Origin of the sequence: Flavobacterium sp. W20_MBD1_R3 (genome assembly GCF_052119725.1) — a bacterium.
Taxonomy (GTDB): domain Bacteria; phylum Bacteroidota; class Bacteroidia; order Flavobacteriales; family Flavobacteriaceae; genus Flavobacterium.
The window spans coordinates 520,634-537,428 of sequence record NZ_JBGQOR010000002.1; the positions used below are offsets into that span (position 1 = coordinate 520,634).

The window sequence follows — 16,795 nt, forward strand, 5'->3', positions numbered from 1 at the left end:
ATTTTGTGCAAATAGCTTTCAGTATCCTGACTTAAATTGATTAGCACTTTAAAATTTGAATTTTTGAATTGCATTCTTTATTTTAAAGAAAAGCGTTCATTCTTCAACTTTGCCTTGTAAAATTACACGCGAATCTTTGGCGAAAGCCAACAGTAAAACCTGTTATAGAGCGACACTACCTATCAACCAACCATTATTTTTTGACACTTACTTTCTCTCTGGAAGAAGTTGCCGTATGCTTAAATTAAATCATTAACCATAATAAAACCAAAACTTGAAAAATTCATCCACTTTACAATCCGTTTGTACATTTATTCTATTCATAGCAACTGCATTTAATGCCCAAAAGATATCAGCACAAGGATGTGTTGCTATTAAAGGTAATGCGACAAGTTGCATGTCGATTCATACTGACAGCACTACCGTTTCCGGATGGCAATTTGCCAGCAGCGGTCGCTATTTTAGATCATTCAGACACTTTTCTGGAAGAGAAGAAAACAAAGATAGGTTGCTTCAAAAAACAGAAGTAATCAATTATACTTCTGTTTTCAATCTTTCACTGACTCGAATATTGAGCAATCGCTGGTCCGTTATGGTCGATCTACCCATTTCAAACAACGTTCGTTCTTCGCTGTACGAACATGGATTAGTCAACGGTACTTATGTAAAAAGAGAACGGAATTCTACCAGTTCGTTTGGCATTGGCGACATAAGATTTGCCGCTTACCGATGGATGTTAGATCCTGCAAAAAGCACAAAAGGAAATATCCAATTAGGATTAGGGATAAAGTTACCAACCGGTGATTACAACTACAAAGATTATTTTTATAATGTAGGTCCAAACAGAACAAAAGAATTGCGCCCCGTAGATCAATCCATCCAGTTAGGTGACGGTGGTACTGGATTTACTTTTGAATTAAATGCATATTATAACTTCATAGAAAACTTTGGTGTTTATGGTAATTTCTATTATTTGATAAATCCACGTGAACAAAACGGAACGAGAACCTACAGAGAAACATTAGCTTCACGGCTAGCAAATGAAGCGATTATGAGTGTACCAGATCAGTACATGTTCAGAGCTGGTTTAAACTATTCTGTAAACCAAATAAAAGGATTGTCTCTAGCCGCAGGCGCCCGCTTAGAAGGAATTCCCGTTCATGATCTTGTGGGAGGCAGCGGTGATTTCCGTCGCCCGGGATACATTTGGTCAGTAGAGCCATCTGTAAACTATGAATATAAAAAAGTTATCCTTTTTGCATCAGTACCCTTTGCAGTGGTTCGCAACCGTACGCAAAGTGTAACCGATAAAGAGAATTCAGCTACAACAGGCACTCATGTTCAGGGTGACGCCGCATTTGCTGATTACACCATTAACATTGGTATATCAACCAGATTTTAAATAGAAATTATAGAAAAAAGGGAGTAGGTGAGCACTCCTGAATCAATAATGAAACACATCTTAAAACATGATTTCCAGAAACTCATAAATTGAATTCCACGGTTGATGATTTATTTTAAAGGTTTGTTTAAAAATTCTTTATCAGCTCAAGCCTAACAGATGTTGGAAACCTGTTAGGCTTTTTTAATATATAAAAATATTAAAAAAAAAGACTCCTCTTTGGAACAGTTTCTATTTCAGAATTAGAATAAAAAAAGAAACATGAAAAGTACTTGGAATTAATTTTTTATATTAATTTTATTGTTTTAAAATATTTAATTATTGTTTATCAATAATTTTTATATATTTGTTGAAACTAAAAAAAACTATTATGAAAAAAATTATTATTTTAAATTGGGTATTAAAAATATTTATAGCATTATTAATCTTAGCAGTTCCAATAAACGAAGTTTTACGGTATAACCTATCTAATGAAGCAATAACTTTAATGTACAAAGATTCCATTTTCGGAAATTTTAGTCCTTATGTAATGTTGATGCGCATTGCTATTTTAATATTTGCACTTTTTAACATACAAAAAGGGCTACAAGGATTTATTAAAGAAGGTTTTTTTAATTTCAAAAGCTCAGAAAGATTTAACAGAAGCGGCTATCTTTTATTAGTATTAAGTGTTTCTGGAATTATAATTACATTGTTAGGCATGAATCAATCACAAGATGTCGAAACACTATCTAATATAATTATGGATTTATTATTACTAGCAATTGGCATTGGATTATTAGCATTCTCTGATGTTATTAAAAAAGGAAATAGTATTGAGGCGGAAAATAATCTAACAATATAAGCATGTCTATTATAATCAACTTAGACATAATGCTCGCCAAGCGAAAGATGCGTTCCAATGAATTAGCGGAACGAATGGGAATCACAACCGCTAATCTGTCTATCTTGAAAACCGGGAAAGCAAAAGCGATTCGGTTTTCGACTTTAGAATTGATCTGCGAAATACTGGAATGTCAACCCGGAGACATTATGGAGTTTACAAGAGACGAATAATTTCCTGTTCTCTGTATTTTAGCCCAGATGGAAACGGCATCCTTTTGTAAAGCTGCAAGCCTTTGGCTGGAAGTTTTACAAAAGATATAGTGGACAGCTGGAAATAGCTCCAAAAAAAAAAGCCTCACAAATTGCGAGGCTTTCATTTATATATCGGAAATCATCTTAGTCAACTAAAACAATAACTTTGTTGTCTTTCATTTCAATTGTTCCTGAATTGATAGCAAGTGTATAATTTTGGGCATCCAGCTTGGTAAATTTACCAGCTACTTCTTTTGCAAAAGCAAAGTTTGAAGCTGTAATTTTCACAACACCATTTTCTAGAATAGAAACAATTGGCGCGTGGTTATTCAAAATCTGAAAGCTCCCATCAACTCCTGGCAGTGTTACCGAAGTAACTTCTGCTGAAAACAATTTTGCTTCTGGTGATACTATTTCTAATAACATACTTTTTAGTTTACAGTCTCAGTTTACAGTCACAGTACTGAATACTGAGACTGAACACTGAACACTAATTTATGCTTCTGCTAACATTTTTTCTCCAGCTTCGATAGCCTCTTCAATCGTACCTTTAAGGTTAAAAGCGGATTCTGGCAAGTGATCTAATTCACCGTCAATAATCATATTAAATCCTTTGATAGTATCTTTGATATCAACTAACACTCCTTTTAACCCTGTAAATTGCTCTGCAACGTGGAAAGGCTGAGACAAGAAACGTTGCACACGACGTGCTCTTGAAACGGCTAATTTATCTTCTTCAGATAATTCTTCCATACCAAGGATCGCAATGATATCTTGTAGTTGTTTGTATTTTTGCAAAATTTCTTTTACTCTTTGCGCACAGTCATAGTGCTCATCACCCAAAATTTGTGGTGTTAGGATTCTTGAAGTTGAATCCAATGGATCCACTGCAGGATAAATACCTAACTCTGCAATTTTACGAGACAATACTGTTGTTGCGTCAAGGTGAGCAAATGTTGTAGCCGGAGCTGGATCCGTTAAATCATCCGCAGGAACGTAAACCGCTTGTACAGATGTAATAGAACCTTTGTTTGTAGAGGTAATACGCTCTTGCATAGCACCCATTTCAGTTGCTAATGTTGGTTGGTATCCTACCGCAGATGGCATACGACCTAAAAGAGCCGAAACCTCAGAACCTGCTTGTGTAAAACGGAAGATGTTATCCACGAAGAACAATACATCTTTCCCTTGATCAGTTCCTGCTCCATCACGGAAATATTCAGCGATAGACAATCCAGAAAGCGCCACACGAGCACGAGCTCCTGGAGGCTCATTCATTTGACCGAAAACGAAAGTAGCTTTGGACTCTCTCATTCCTGGCATATCCACTTTAGATAAATCCCATCCTCCATTTTCCATAGAGTGCATGAATTCATCCCCGTATTTTATAATTCCTGACTCTAACATCTCGCGAAGTAAGTCATTCCCTTCACGTGTTCTTTCTCCTACTCCTGCGAATACAGAAAGTCCACCGTGACCTTTAGCTATATTGTTAATCAACTCCTGAATCAAAACTGTTTTACCAACTCCAGCACCACCAAACAATCCAATTTTACCACCTTTTGAGTACGGCTCAATTAAATCGATTACTTTAATACCTGTGAATAAAACTTCAGAAGAAGTAGATAAATCTTCGAATTTTGGTGCTTGTCTGTGAATAGACATTCCGTTTTCTCCGGTTTTTGGCAAATTTCCTAAACCATCAATGGCATCTCCAATTACGTTGAATAAACGTCCGTAAACATCCGCTCCAATTGGCATTTGAATAGGATTTCCTGTCCCAACTACTTCATAACCTCTACTCAAACCATCTGTTGAGTCCATCGAAATGGTACGTACTGTGTTTTCACCAATGTGAGATTGTACTTCAAGTACTAATAATGTACCGTCTTTTTTTGTGATTTCTAATGAATCATAAATTTTTGGAAGTTCAACATCCTTACCGTTGAAAACAACGTCAACTACTGGGCCAATGATTTGGGCAACTTTTCCTATTACTTTTGACATTACTTATGTGTTTATTAAATAGCTATTTAGGTTTATGAAACAGAACCAATCGAAACATATCGATTAGACACTTTTTTCAGTGTGCAAAGATAATTTTTAAAATATAAAATCAATATCTTTTTTTATAAAAAAAGGTTTTTTTTAATCGATTGTTTAGAAATGACTTAGAAACGATCAAAAGATCCTAGAATCATTAAATGAAACAACCACCGCGTCATAAACGGGTGGTTGTTTTTTATAAATGAAACAAATTCCTGTTATTGAATTGATGCTGAATACTGAATAGGATAAAGGCCTAAATCAACTGGTCTCAACGTCGCTGCATATGTAGCATTAATAGAACTAGCAAAATAATTAGCTATTAATGCATATCCTCTTGCACTAGGATGAACACCATCGAGTGAAAATGCACCGCCGGTAACATAAGCTGCCGTGATATGAAAATTCCCAAAACGAATTCCACTTGTGGACAGCTGAGCCATAATTGCTTTAGTATCAACAAAAGCCAACCCTTTGGCATCAGCCGCTGATTTTATGGTAACATTGTAAGCATCTGTAGCCACTTTTACTTCGGCAACTTCATCTTTAGACAAAACCCAATTATCAGCAAGAGGTACCGAAACGCCATTTACAGCAGCAGCATTACCACCTACTAATGTTCCTATAAAATTTCTTGAGGTCAATACTAAAAGATCTTCTTTAGTTGCTTGTCTGTAGGAAGGAACTCCATACGCTGTCAAATTTGTCAAATAACTATCAACAATCACAACCGCATTTGCTCCAGCAGCGAACTTAACGGTTCTTCTGGTTGCTTCAGCGGCAGTAAGCAAACCATTAGTAACCATGGCTTGCAAACCGCCATTATAAGTAGCATAACCCGTATTTAGTTGCACAGCCGCGGCTGCCGTCAATGGAACTGGATTATAAGGAACTGTTGTAAAATATGGAAGTGTAGTTACATAAGGAAGATTAGCAACCACACCTTTTGCTCCATTAGCGGTTAAGGCATTCACTAATCCGGTAAAAACAGTTGCAAAAACAGTTGGATCTGTAATATCATTAGACCCGTAAGTGGCAGGATTACCATTTCCAGTTCTGTTCACTCCAATACCACCACTGGTTGCGTACGTCAAGACATCGTTACCCCCAATCCACAAGGAGAAAAATGTAGGTGTTTGAGTCAGGGCATCTGCTAAAACAGTTGTTCCTGAAGCTGAAGCAAAACGAGCAAAATAAGGATTAGCTGCTCCTGTAGCTACTCCGGCTAAGCTTCCATATCCAGGAGCTACTAAATGATAACTTTTAGCCCCCGGAACACCTAGGTTATTAATAGGTCCCACTACTTTATTTGTAATTTCAGTTGTAGGCGTTCCGCTCACGGAAACCGGTCCAGAACCATTAAAATATAATCTATTTGTTGCTATGACATTCCCTCCAAACAACAAACCACCAATATTGTCATTTGTGTAAGGGATTTTAAATTCCCCACCGCCAGCTAAAGCGAACTGTTGAGACAGAATATTGACATACGAATTTTCTTGACCTTTTTTGAAAAGAGCTCCATCACTGTATCCTGCAGCAAATGAATCCCCCAGAGCAACGTACTTAGAAAAACTTGCTGTTCCCGAAGTTATAGGTACCTCAACTGGGGCAGCATTTTCATCATCGGTATTACATGCTGCGAAGGTTAGCGAAATCAACAACAGCCATTTGAAATTTTTTATCATAATATATTTTTTAAAATTATTGACTTTTCTGAATTAAGGATTAATTGTCCAAGAAGCAAACCACTGTTGTCCAATTGCACCTGCTCCAATTACTTGAATATAATCTTTCCCTCCTATATTCGTAGCTCCCACTTTAAGTACTGATTTTAAAGCTGGAAAACCATAATTAATTTGAGCATCTAAGACCGTGTTTTCAGGAACAATTCCGTCAGCAAAAGAAGACTGCCATAAATATTCTGTGTTGTATCTCGCATTAATATTAAAACCAAAATTTTTGAATAATTTATCATTTCCTACCGAAGCTTTAACCCTATGTTTTGGCGTATTGAAACCGGCAACAAAACCTGGGTCTTCTGCTTGATCAAAACTAAATTCGGCAAAGTTATAATTTACACCAACCTCAAAATCTTTGTAGACTTTTTTAGACAATCCTACACCAAAACCTTGAGAAGTAATTTTTGCAGTAGTATTAGTATAAACTTGATAGACTCTTCTATCTCCGTTACTTAAAGCAGAAAGCGTTGCTAAAGTTGCCGGATTACCAAAATCAAATGTTGTATCAACATCCCCATAATAAGGACTGATTACTCTTGAAACATTCATGAAATCATTATACACATTGTAATATCCATTGATATCGATTGATAAATCATTATTCACAACCGTACGATATCCTAGCTCAAGTGCCTGAACTTCTTCTGGTTTTACCAGTCCCACATTCGCCACTTGCAACAAAGCTGCTGCTGCTGGAACATTAGCTGGATTTGCAGCTATTGCTGCACTAAAAGCCTGAACTGAAGCTAGCGTAAACGAATTATTATAGGCATTTTGCCCTGTTAATGTTAAAGTAGCCGGAACACCCATCGCTTGTCCTGCCGCACTAACTCCTCTAACCTCTGTAAAACGATCTAAGTTTTCAGGAGCAGATCCAATTAAAGCAAATGGCCCAAGGTCAAGACCAATATACTGATCCTGCGTTGTTGGGTTTCTAAAACCCGTTTGATACGAAACTCTAAAATTATGTCTCTTTGACTCTCCTGCAGAATACACTAAAGAGACACGAGGCGAAATGTTTCCATTAAAATTTTGACTTTTATCATATCTTGCAGATCCTGTAAATTTCAATCGGTCATCTAAGAATTTTTTAGTCAATTGCGTATAAGCACCGTACTCATTATAGCGTAAAGGACCATCAAAGTCAGTAAAAATTGTCCCTTGAGAGTTCATTTCATATTGTCTGAATGACCCACCTAATTGGATTTCCGCGAATTGAATTAAATCTTTAAAATTATAATTTACATCTGAATGGTAAATTTTAGACTGATCAATAAATTTTGCTCCTTTAGTTAGATCCGGCTCCGCTATTGCCGCAGCCAGAGCGCTTTTGAATTCTGCAGAACCTGGCTCAAATCTTGCACTTCCAGTTGGCGTAGGTAAAAAAGGAAGCCCGGCAGGTTTAACATTGTAATCGGCATAATTTCTTGCATTAGCAGCTGATGCCTGAGCATTAGTCCCCAGCACAGCTCCTGAAAGTTGATATGCAGTTGCATAGTTTGTAAACCACTCTGTATCTGATTTGGCAGCTCTATTAACATTCCAAGCAGCAAAACGCATATCGTAAGAATTCCCAGCGTCTTCATCAGTAACATACCCTCTTACGAAGAAGTTTTTTCCTTTAACCTCAATTTTAGTTTGTTGCATAAAGAAATCATTCAGCGCATATCTATTTGCTCCTTGGTAAATAGTACTTCCTAACCCTAATTTATGTTGTAAGATAATTTCGGTTTCCCCTTCCCATGGTTTAAAATGCAAAGAGAAATCTGCTTTCACACTACGTACTTTATTGTCATTCAAGTCTTGTTCGCGGTATCCAGTTCTGCTTACCTGACCTACATTATTAATAAACGTAGTCACCTCATCACCATATAAATTTAATCCATCATAGTTTTGATTATTAGCATGCCCGATTGATCCACCAGTAACACTTCTTTGGTCCGCAGCAATCCATTCTGTGGCTCTCAAAAAATTAAAATTCCCTTTAGCAGCAAAATGTTTGCTAAAGGCTTTTGCAGCTCTGATTCCAAAATCAAAATAATCATTTGTTCCAGCTGCTTTTTGCGTAGTCTGACCATATTTTACGTACGTACTGATTCCTTGATTGGTAAAAGGATTTTTACTGTTCATAAATAAAATACCGTTGAAAGCATTTGCACCATATAATGCTGAGGAAGCTCCCGGTAGTAATTCCACATTGGCAACATCAATATCAGAAAGTCCAATTAAATTTCCCAAAACGAAGTTTAAGGCTGGAGAAGAATTATCCATTCCGTCCACAAGTTGCATGAATCGAGTATTGGCTACAGTCGAAAAACCTCTTGTATTGATGGATTTAAAGGAAATACTACTCGTATTAAAATGCACCTCTTTTAGGTTTTCCAACCCGTCATAAAAGGTTGGTGCTGTCGTATTCTTTACCTGCTGAATCCCCATTCTTTCAATGGTAACGGGCGATTCGATCACTCTCTCTGGAGTTCTTGAGGCAGAAACCACAATCTCATCAAGTTTGTTCTCTTCATCTAAAAGCGTTATCGAAAGTTTTTGAGTAGAGGAAACAACATTTATATTTTGAGAAACAAACCCCACACTGGTTACCTCAATTGAAAAAGGCGGTTTTTTAGAGGATTGTAAAACAAATGAACCATCAAGATCCGTAATTGTACCAGAAGCATCTCCAACAATCTTAATGTTGGCACCAGGAATTGGTTGGTTGTTACTATCGGTAACAATACCTGAAATTGAGTTTTGAGCAAAGGTCAGACTGCAAAAAAACAAAGACAAAAAAAGTAAATACACTCTCATGGGTTATATTTTGTTGGTTTAGGAAGCCAAAGTACAAATATTTTTGATATTAATAAAAAATAGCCTAAAAAATTTCATATTTATCAGTAATTTTGCTTCATTTAATGTTATTCTATATTTATAATTTACTTTTAAATGTTAAAATAAAGAATAAAATATCATAATTACATTATGCATGCATATAAAAAATACATTTATCACAAAATTATTATTAATTTTTAGAGATATGATAAAAGTGGCAAAACAGCAAAAATTTATGCTAAATTTGTCATTTACAAGCCATGTAAGACAAAAAAAAACCTCGAAAGAAAGACTTTTCGAGGTTTGTATTACTAAATTGATTGTTAGTGCTATTTCGTTACTAATATATTTATTCCACCGTAACTGATTTTGCTAAATTACGAGGTTGATCTACATTACATTCCCGCATAACAGCAATATGATACGACAAGAGCTGTAACGGAATCGTAGTAATCAACGGCGATAAAGCATCCGAAGTTTCTGGTATTTCGATAACATAATCGGCTAACTCGCGAACTTGTGTATCTCCTTTAGTAACCACAGCTATAATTTTTCCACTTCTGGATTTTATCTCTTGTATATTACTGACGATTTTGTCGTAATGACCTTGTTTTGGCGCAATAACAACTACTGGCATGTGTTCGTCTATCAGTGCAATTGGCCCATGTTTCATTTCAGCCGCAGGATATCCTTCGGCATGAATATAGGAGATTTCCTTTAGTTTCAACGCTCCTTCAAGTGCTACAGGAAAATTATATCCTCGACCTAAATAAAGGCAATTTGGCGCATCTTTGAACATAGCTGCAATTTCTTTCGCTCTTTCATTTGTCTCTAAAGCTTCTTTTACTTTTTCAGGTATAATTTCCAATTCTTGTAAATAAGCATGAAACACAGAATTTGATAACGTCCCTTTAGCTTTAGCTAAACGCAAAGCTATCATAGTCAAAACTGTAATTTGAGTAGTAAAAGCTTTTGTTGAGGCAACTCCAATTTCAGGCCCTGCATGTGTGTAAGCACCTGCATGTGTCTCTCTAGAAATAGAAGATCCAACCACATTACATACCCCAAAAACAAATGCTCCGTTTTCTTTGGCCAGCTTTATAGCAGCCATAGTATCAGCCGTTTCTCCTGATTGGGAAATGGCAATAACAATATCTTTGCTGTTAATTATAGGATTTCTATATCGGAATTCTGAAGCGTATTCAACCTCAACAGGTATACGGGCAAATTCTTCAAAAATATATTCCGCAACTAAACCTGCGTGCCAAGAGGTACCACAAGCAACAATTATAATTCTGTCGGCATTTAGGAATTTTTCTAAATTATCCTCTACACCTGACATTTGAATCAACCCCTCATTAGCATGAAGTCTTCCTCGGTACGTATCTTTAATAACACTTGGTTGTTCATAAATTTCTTTTAGCATGAAATGATCGTAACCACCTTTTTCAATTTGCTCCAAATTCATTTGAAGTTCTTGAATATTAGGATTTACTAAAGAATCATCTTTAATTTTTCGAATTTTCATAGGTTTATGCAACCTAATATTAGCCATTTCACCATCTTCTAAATAAACAGCATTCGAAGTATATTCTATAAAAGGTGATGCATCAGAGGCAATAAAAAATTCTCCTTCACCAACACCAATTGCCAATGGACTTCCTAATCGTGCAGCAACAATTTCGTTTGGATTTTTTTTATCAAAAACGGCTATTGCATAAGCACCAACCACTTGATTTAAAGCAACCTGTACTGCTTTACCTAATTTTAGATTATCTTTTTTCTGTACTTCTTCAATAAGATTAATTAATACTTCTGTATCAGTATCAGAATGAAAAACATACCCTCTTTTGATCAGCTCTGCTTTTAAAGGTGCGTAATTCTCAATAATTCCGTTGTGAATTATAGCCAAATCCCCAGAATTAGAAACATGTGGGTGTGAATTTACATCATTAGGAACTCCATGAGTAGCCCAACGGGTATGCCCTATTCCAATTGTTCCATTGGTAGTCATGCTCGTAGCCGCCTTGGCCTCCAGATCAGAAACCTTTCCTTTTGTCTTACAAAGTTTTAAGTTTTCGCCATCATATAACATGACACCGGCACTATCGTATCCTCTGTACTCCAGCCTTTTTAATCCTTTTATTACAATAGGATAAGCTTCTCTATAACCAATATATCCAACGATTCCACACATATTTTTAGCTTAATTAGGTTTTGTATAAAAAATTTCAAGTTTCAATCGCTTGTCAATCGGAACTGTAGACTTAGATCCGTACAATATAGTCCCTAACGGATTCATCACAGAAGCTTTTGGCGCTCCAGTGATATAGGAACTTGAATTTCTCACTTTATGAGAAGTAAATGTACCAATGTCTTCTGTAACAACAACTCCTAATTTGACATTAGTTGAATCTTTGTTATTAATAAGATTTCGAATTTGATTAGTAATTCTAATCTTGTATGTCAGCCCTTTTTTAGTGGTGGCGTCAATATTAATATTTCCATCAAAAACAGTTTTCGATTTTTTAGGATTTACAGTATTGGCAGTCACATCCATATAATAATCCACTATTGGACGATTGTTATTAAAATCATACAAATAAATCCTTTGTGGTTCATAATTTCCCTTCATGGCCACCGAATCAATATGAAAAACAAGATTTGCTTCATTAATTAGCCAGCCACTATTTCTAATAGTTTCTAATTGACCAGCGGTATTAAAAAGGCTTAATACTGCCACTGACCCTTCTCCTCCTTTTAGATATAGTTTTTCATCTCCTTCTGAAGTGTTTCCTGTAGTTGGCAATGCATTGTAGGCAAGCCCGCTACTTCCAAAATTGTTATCTAACAGACTTACAGAATTCCCCGTAAGGTTCATCACTATCGTTTTTTTAACTCTTGTTGGACTCCCTCCTGTCGTTGAAGCCAAATCCTCATTATACTTAATAGTTATTTTTCCAGCTTTTAAATCTAACATTGCTAAATTACCGGCACTTCCTGAGGCTTTCTCCATTTTAAAGTATAGTCCTCTAAAATATTCTTTAAAAACATCGTTAGTTGCTAATTTTCCCGAAGCAACAGCGTTTATTATCCTCGTTTTGAAATAGCTTTTGTTCAAGTTAATCTGCATACCTGGCGCCGTTCTTGTAGTTGTTACAGCACTAGTTATAGAATCCGTAACGGTAACCACACGTTCTGTAGGATCAAAGAAAAAAGCATCATTTTGTGCAGTATCAGCTGCGTCATTCAACCGCCCAGCTACTTTTACATTATCAAAATCTGTGTTTTGATTTGTAAAATAATTTTGAGCTTGTTGAAATCCGCCTACCGGATCCACATCTCTCATATAATATCCTGACTCATATATACTTAGATTCATTTTAGCTTTATCAGCACCATAAATTGAATCTAAGCGATAAACATTCCCAGTTGTGGCAGATGAGGCGGTCAATGTACTAAAATATGGTATTGTCAAGATAACACTTTCTATGTAAGGATTTGCTCCTATCGACGTGATAGGTGTCACCAATGTCAGTTGAGTTCCGTAGTTTGCCGTTACTTCACCAAAATCTGGATTGTTGTAAATTCCTAACGGACTTACGGCAAGATTATTTGACTGTATTGCTCCTGTTTTTTGATTGTACGCTAGTACATCGTATGTTTCTTTTTCAAGATCAAAATTGTTTTCACCTATTAAATCAGCTCCAATTTCATTATAATCTTTGTCGCAAGAATATAAAAAAGCAATACTTGCCACTACCAGAATTTTCCTAAAGAAAGAATTATTGTACATATTTGATAAAAAAGTTTAGTTTTAAAGAACCTCGTCTCTGTAGAAATTAGTATACGCTTCTGCGAATGCATCTTTCGGGACGAAAGATAAAAAAGGTTTCCCTGAAGATTCTATAAATTTTGTTAAACTTGGAGATAGGTTTTCCGAAGCAATAATCACGGCATCAGAGTGTTTAATAGTAGCTTTAATAATGTTTTCATAATTCGGAACTTCTAAGTCAGATATTTCTTCTTTGGGAACGCCGTCAAATTTCACTTTATTAATCATTCCACTATTTAACGTTCCTTCAAAAGACTGACTGTACACCGAAGTAACAATTTTCGTCTCTGAGAACAAGGCTTCATTTTTATAATAATGTTTGAGGTATATTGGCAACATTGCCGCCATCCAGCCATGAACATGAATAATATCCGGTACCCAATTTAGTTTTTTTACAGTTTCAACCACACCTTTTGCAAAGAAAATGGCACGCTCATCATTATCTGGATACATTACACCTTCTTCATCTGCAAAAGTTGCTTTGCGTTTGAAATATTCATCGTTATCGATAAAATACACTTGAATTCTTTCTTTTGGTATTGAAGCTACTTTAATAATCAATGGCATATCCAAATCATTAACAACCAAATTCATACCTGATAATCTGATTACCTCGTGCAATTGATGTCTTCTCTCGTTAATATTTCCATACCTTGGCATAAAAATTCTTATCTGTCCGCCTTGATCATTTATCATTTTTGGAACGTCATAAGACATTAAAGAAACCTCGTTTTCAGCGAGATAAGGCACCACTTCAGATGATACGTATAATATCCTCTTATCTTTCATATTGTATTTTACTTAATTTATTGGCAATAAAAACAGTGCAAAATTACAATAATTTATGCAGTTATTAACTAAAATATTATGTTTGCACTTAATTTTAATAATACTGCCATGCCTATTTTCTACGGAAAAGCATCTTTAATAGACTATTTGAAACCCTTAAAAGTCCTACAATCCACTATTGGATTTGTTCCAACCATGGGTGCTTTACACCAAGGTCATCTGGCGCTAATGCAAAAATCATTAACGGAAAATGATCACACGGTAGTGAGTATTTTTGTAAATCCCACCCAATTCAACAATGCGGAAGATCTGGAAAAGTACCCAAGAACACTCGATGCCGACATAAAAAAACTTGAGGCTTTGAATCCAAATATTATCTTATATGCTCCTGCGATCGAAGATATTTATAATGGAAAACCACTATCCGAACATTTTGATTTTGATGGATTGGAAAACCAAATGGAAGGCAAGTTCAGACCCGGACATTTTAATGGAGTTGGTACAATTGTAAAACGATTTTTTGAAATTATTGAACCTACAAATGCTTATTTTGGTGAAAAAGATTTTCAGCAATTGCAAATTGTAAAGAAAATGGTGGCGAAAAACAAGTTGAACGTCATCATAATTGGTTGCCCCATTTTTAGAGAATCTAACGACCTTGCCATGAGCTCCAGAAACGAACGTCTAACTGTCTTTGAAAGAAATGAAGCTACTATTATTTTTAAAGCATTAGCTTCAGTGAAAGCTAAATTTATAACAAATAGCAGCACGGAAATTTCAAAATGGGTCGAAAAATTATTTCAAGATAATCCTCATTTTACACTAGAATATTTCGTTATTGCTGACGAAGAAACCCTTGTAGCATGTACCCGAAAAAATAAAAATAAAAAATACCGCGCCTTTATTGCCGTTGTAGTCAATAATATCCGTTTGATTGATACCATTTCATTAAATTAATTTAATTTTGTAGCATGCAAATTCAAGTTTTAAAATCAAAAATTCACCGCGTTAAGGTAACAGGAGCCGATCTGAATTATATTGGAAGCATCACCATTGACGAAATATTACTAGATGCTTCAAATATTATTGAGGGTGAGAAAGTGTCAATCGTAAACATCAATAACGGAGAACGTTTTGAGACCTACGCGATCAAAGGCGAAAGAAATTCAGGAACTATAACGCTCAACGGGCCTGCTGCCAGAAAAGTTCAAAAAGATGATATAATTATCATAATTTCCTATGCAACTCTAGAATTTGAAGATGCCAAAACCTTCAAACCATGGGTTATTTTCCCAAATGAAAACGATAATTCATTGACCTAAATAGTTCCTTCAAAAAGAACTTTTCTATTCATAGAGAAGTTAACATATTAATCCCTGACGCTCTTTTTGCAATTCAAAAAAAGAGCGTTGGTGATTCCATTTCCTACCTTTTTTTATCAAAATACTTTTGACTTACTTCTAAAACAAATATTTGCTAAATAGTAACTAGTTTTGACTTCCTACTAAAAGCAAATATTGTGTTATCTTGCATTTTTTATTTAGCACAAAGTAAGCCCTTACAGAAATCATTTAATGCAGAAACCGAAAACATCTGATTGCTGATTAACAAAAAAAACTGGTAACCTTACAAATCATAATAATGAAAAAATTCGATGATATGATCAGTCAAACACCAAAAAAATAATGTCAAAAGTAAAAACAACTTTTTTTTGCCAAAACTGTGGCGCACAATATGCAAAATGGCAAGGACAATGCAATTCTTGTAAAGAATGGAACACCATTGCAGAGGAAATCATCCAAAAACAGGAAAAAACCGCGTGGAAAAGCGAACCAACTTCCAGTAATAAAGCACCAAGACCGTTACGGATAAACGAAATTGATTCGGCACAAGAAATCCGGATGGACACGACAGATGGCGAACTAAATCGCGTGTTGGGTGGCGGAATCGTGCCCGGCTCCTTAATACTTTTAGGCGGTGAACCCGGCATTGGAAAAAGCACACTCTTGCTCCAAATTTCTCTAAAGTTACCCTACAAAACTTTATATGTTTCGGGCGAGGAAAGTCAGAAACAAATAAAAATGCGTGCCGAAAGAATCACTCCAACCGGAGACAATTGCTATATTCTGACCGAAACCAAAACACAAAATATCTTCAAGCAAATTGAAGCGATTGAACCGGAAATCGTTATTATCGATTCCATTCAAACCTTGCACACGGATTATATTGAATCCACTCCCGGAAGTATTTCTCAAATTAGAGAAACCACGGCTGAATTGATAAAATTTGCCAAAGAAACCAATATCCCAGTGATTCTGATTGGTCATATCACCAAAGACGGAAACATTGCAGGACCAAAAATATTGGAGCACATGGTCGATACGGTTTTACAATTTGAAGGCGACAGAAATCACGTGTATCGCATTTTACGTTCGTTGAAAAACCGTTTCGGTTCCACTGCCGAAATTGGTATTTATGAAATGTTAGGAAGCGGATTACGAGAAGTTTCTAATCCATCAGAAATATTGATTTCACACAAAGATGAAGAACTATCAGGAACCGCAATTGCCTCCACATTAGAAGGTATGCGTCCGTTGATGATTGAAATCCAAGCCTTGGTCAGCACCGCCGTTTATGGAACTCCACAACGCAGCACCACGGGTTACAATGCCAAAAGACTCAATATGATTCTGGCAGTTCTAGAGAAAAGAGCCGGTTTTAGGCTTGGCGCCAAAGACGTTTTCCTCAACATAACCGGAGGAATTTCAGTAGATGATCCTGCGATAGATTTGGCTGTTGTAGCCGCAATTTTATCCTCGAATGAAGATATTGCAGTCAATAAAGATTTTTGCTTTGCCGGCGAAGTTGGACTTTCGGGCGAAATACGTCCGGTAAACCGTGTGGACCAACGCATTCAAGAAGCGGAGAAATTAGGTTTTTCGACCATTTTCGTATCCAAATACAACAAAATTGCGTTGAAAAATACCGGAATCAAAATACGATTAGTAGCGAAAATTGAAGATGTAGCGAGTGAACTATTTGGATAAATAAACTATCAGAAAAAAATAAATAAAATAA

At 35.9% G+C, this 16,795-nt stretch carries 13 protein-coding genes; 6 read left to right on the forward strand and 7 right to left on the reverse strand.

Going from position 1 to position 16,795, the window contains the following annotated elements:
- Positions 1 to 274 precede the first annotated feature (274 nt).
- From ACEN2F_RS05355 to ACEN2F_RS05365, 3 genes are all read left to right on the forward strand, one after another.
- The gene (locus ACEN2F_RS05355) at positions 275 to 1,402 is read left to right on the forward strand and encodes a transporter (protein ID WP_441736704.1); all 1,128 of its coding nucleotides are present in this window, start codon (positions 275 to 277) and stop codon (positions 1,400 to 1,402) included.
- A gap of 370 nt (positions 1,403 to 1,772) precedes the next feature.
- A complete protein-coding gene (locus ACEN2F_RS05360) occupies positions 1,773 to 2,246 on the forward strand; it encodes a DUF2975 domain-containing protein (RefSeq protein ID WP_441736705.1) in 474 nt (157 codons plus the stop codon).
- Between the two features lie 2 nt (positions 2,247 to 2,248).
- Entirely contained in the window at positions 2,249 to 2,458 is a 210-nt protein-coding gene (locus tag ACEN2F_RS05365) for a helix-turn-helix domain-containing protein (RefSeq protein WP_441736706.1), read from the forward strand.
- 165 nt (positions 2,459 to 2,623) lie between these two features.
- On the opposite strand, the gene ACEN2F_RS05370 is transcribed toward ACEN2F_RS05365, so the two are convergent.
- The 7 genes from ACEN2F_RS05370 to ACEN2F_RS05400 form a co-directional block, all read right to left on the reverse strand.
- Positions 2,624 to 2,905 carry a FoF1 ATP synthase subunit delta/epsilon gene (locus ACEN2F_RS05370; RefSeq protein WP_441736707.1) on the reverse strand — a complete coding sequence of 94 codons (282 nt, stop codon included), beginning with the start codon at positions 2,903 to 2,905 and terminating at the stop codon, positions 2,624 to 2,626.
- Between the two features lie 69 nt (positions 2,906 to 2,974).
- Entirely contained in the window at positions 2,975 to 4,486 is a 1,512-nt protein-coding gene (gene atpD, locus ACEN2F_RS05375) for a F0F1 ATP synthase subunit beta (protein ID WP_073204939.1), read from the reverse strand.
- A gap of 257 nt (positions 4,487 to 4,743) precedes the next feature.
- Positions 4,744 to 6,213: an SGNH/GDSL hydrolase family protein gene (locus ACEN2F_RS05380; protein WP_441736708.1), complete on the reverse strand. Its 1,470-nt coding sequence runs from the start codon at positions 6,211 to 6,213 to the stop codon at positions 4,744 to 4,746.
- A 33-nt stretch (positions 6,214 to 6,246) separates the two neighbouring features.
- On the reverse strand, positions 6,247 to 9,072 hold the full coding sequence (locus ACEN2F_RS05385) for a TonB-dependent receptor (RefSeq protein WP_441736709.1): 2,826 nt from the start codon (positions 9,070 to 9,072) through the stop codon (positions 6,247 to 6,249).
- A gap of 370 nt (positions 9,073 to 9,442) precedes the next feature.
- Positions 9,443 to 11,290 carry a glutamine--fructose-6-phosphate transaminase (isomerizing) gene (gene glmS / locus ACEN2F_RS05390; protein WP_441736710.1) on the reverse strand — a complete coding sequence of 616 codons (1,848 nt, stop codon included), beginning with the start codon at positions 11,288 to 11,290 and terminating at the stop codon, positions 9,443 to 9,445.
- Positions 11,291 to 11,299: 9 nt separating this feature from the next.
- The gene (locus ACEN2F_RS05395; protein ID WP_441736711.1) at positions 11,300 to 12,889 is read right to left on the reverse strand and encodes a DUF4270 domain-containing protein; all 1,590 of its coding nucleotides are present in this window, start codon (positions 12,887 to 12,889) and stop codon (positions 11,300 to 11,302) included.
- A gap of 21 nt (positions 12,890 to 12,910) precedes the next feature.
- Positions 12,911 to 13,717 carry a glycogen/starch synthase gene (locus ACEN2F_RS05400; protein ID WP_441736712.1) on the reverse strand — a complete coding sequence of 269 codons (807 nt, stop codon included), beginning with the start codon at positions 13,715 to 13,717 and terminating at the stop codon, positions 12,911 to 12,913.
- 78 nt (positions 13,718 to 13,795) lie between these two features.
- Here ACEN2F_RS05400 and panC point away from each other — a divergent pair, with 78 nt between their 5' ends.
- From panC to radA, 3 genes are all read left to right on the forward strand, one after another.
- Positions 13,796 to 14,674: a pantoate--beta-alanine ligase gene (panC, locus tag ACEN2F_RS05405; protein ID WP_441736713.1), complete on the forward strand. Its 879-nt coding sequence runs from the start codon at positions 13,796 to 13,798 to the stop codon at positions 14,672 to 14,674.
- Between the two features lie 14 nt (positions 14,675 to 14,688).
- Entirely contained in the window at positions 14,689 to 15,039 is a 351-nt protein-coding gene (gene panD, locus ACEN2F_RS05410; protein ID WP_441736714.1) for an aspartate 1-decarboxylase, read from the forward strand.
- Between the two features lie 363 nt (positions 15,040 to 15,402).
- Entirely contained in the window at positions 15,403 to 16,764 is a 1,362-nt protein-coding gene (gene radA / locus ACEN2F_RS05415; protein ID WP_441736715.1) for a DNA repair protein RadA, read from the forward strand.
- The last annotated feature ends 31 nt before the right edge of the window (positions 16,765 to 16,795 follow it).

Coding starts and splice junctions, on each gene's coding strand:
- ACEN2F_RS05360 (WP_441736705.1), top strand. CDS start 1,773: ATGAAAAAAATTATTATTTTAAATTGGGTATTAAAAATATTTATAGCA.
- ACEN2F_RS05365 (WP_441736706.1), top strand. CDS start 2,249: ATGTCTATTATAATCAACTTAGACATAATGCTCGCCAAGCGAAAGATG.
- ACEN2F_RS05370 (WP_441736707.1), bottom strand. CDS start 2,905: ATGTTATTAGAAATAGTATCACCAGAAGCAAAATTGTTTTCAGCAGAA.
- atpD (WP_073204939.1), bottom strand. CDS start 4,486: ATGTCAAAAGTAATAGGAAAAGTTGCCCAAATCATTGGCCCAGTAGTT.
- ACEN2F_RS05380 (WP_441736708.1), bottom strand. CDS start 6,213: ATGATAAAAAATTTCAAATGGCTGTTGTTGATTTCGCTAACCTTCGCA.
- ACEN2F_RS05385 (WP_441736709.1), bottom strand. CDS start 9,072: ATGAGAGTGTATTTACTTTTTTTGTCTTTGTTTTTTTGCAGTCTGACC.
- glmS (WP_441736710.1), bottom strand. CDS start 11,290: ATGTGTGGAATCGTTGGATATATTGGTTATAGAGAAGCTTATCCTATT.
- ACEN2F_RS05395 (WP_441736711.1), bottom strand. CDS start 12,889: ATGTACAATAATTCTTTCTTTAGGAAAATTCTGGTAGTGGCAAGTATT.
- ACEN2F_RS05400 (WP_441736712.1), bottom strand. CDS start 13,717: ATGAAAGATAAGAGGATATTATACGTATCATCTGAAGTGGTGCCTTAT.
- panC (WP_441736713.1), top strand. CDS start 13,796: ATGTTTGCACTTAATTTTAATAATACTGCCATGCCTATTTTCTACGGA.
- panD (WP_441736714.1), top strand. CDS start 14,689: ATGCAAATTCAAGTTTTAAAATCAAAAATTCACCGCGTTAAGGTAACA.
- radA (WP_441736715.1), top strand. CDS start 15,403: ATGTCAAAAGTAAAAACAACTTTTTTTTGCCAAAACTGTGGCGCACAA.